Annotated in this window: 2 protein-coding genes; both read right to left on the bottom strand. The window is 34.8% G+C overall.

Annotated elements, in window-relative coordinates; all coding sequences use genetic code 11:
• The coding region (locus KH893_RS11195; protein WP_486606294.1) for a YxeA family protein at window positions 1-191 on the bottom strand (191 nt) is incomplete at its 3' end.
• A gap of 2 nt (window positions 192-193) precedes the next feature.
• The coding region (locus KH893_RS11190) for a DUF1430 domain-containing protein (RefSeq protein ID WP_281166197.1) at window positions 194-762 on the bottom strand (569 nt) is incomplete at its 5' end.

Here is a 762-nt window from a genome sequence, read left to right as displayed (position 1 = left end):
GTATAGGCTGTGACATTTCGATATTTCTGGGTTCCTTTCTTGACTTTGGCGTAAGACTGTTCGCTATTAAGAAAAGGATTGTAGCGATCAGTGAGTGGATTACGAAACGAAAATATCGTTGTCAGTATAAAAACTGGAATCAACAGCGCGATGATTTTCGTTAGTTTGAAATGGGATTTTTTATTTTCCATTCTTAGAGTTCCTTTACTTGAGTGATTGATTTGCTATCCAGAAAATAAATATTAACCAGAGAAACCAGAAATTCGCCGATTAAAGAAATAACTGCAATTGAAAGTACTAAGTTGCCAGACAGGAGTAGAAATAGCAAAGCGAACATTAATCCACTGGATCCTAATGAAAGTGACAGGTGCGTGCCATGCTGTTTTATCAACGAATATCCATGAAGTTTTCTAATTAAAATCAGTTTTTTATTTTGCTGAAAATATTCACCTATATCCATAATGATTGACAAGACCAGAACGAAAATGACCAAGATGATTGTAATTGTTAAAAGAAAAATCTCTTTATCCAAAGAAGAAATTTGATCAGCAACATCGTCTTTAAAACTTGTTATTCCGGAAATATAATGCGATAGACCATATTTATCCAAACTATTGCGCAGATGTTGATAGTCTTTGAAGATAATTCCTCCGTTAGTGGCCGCTGCATAATAAAAATCTCTTTGAACCGACTGGTTTTGGATCAGCGCAATTAAAGGTGAATCCGTATAAGGTTGATCAATGGAAGCACGACTATTAAAAG

Origin of the sequence: Liquorilactobacillus sicerae (genome assembly GCF_029916425.1) — a bacterium.
Taxonomy (GTDB): Bacteria; Bacillota; Bacilli; order Lactobacillales; family Lactobacillaceae; genus Liquorilactobacillus; species Liquorilactobacillus sicerae.
This window is presented reverse-complemented; position numbering and strand designations above follow the sequence as displayed.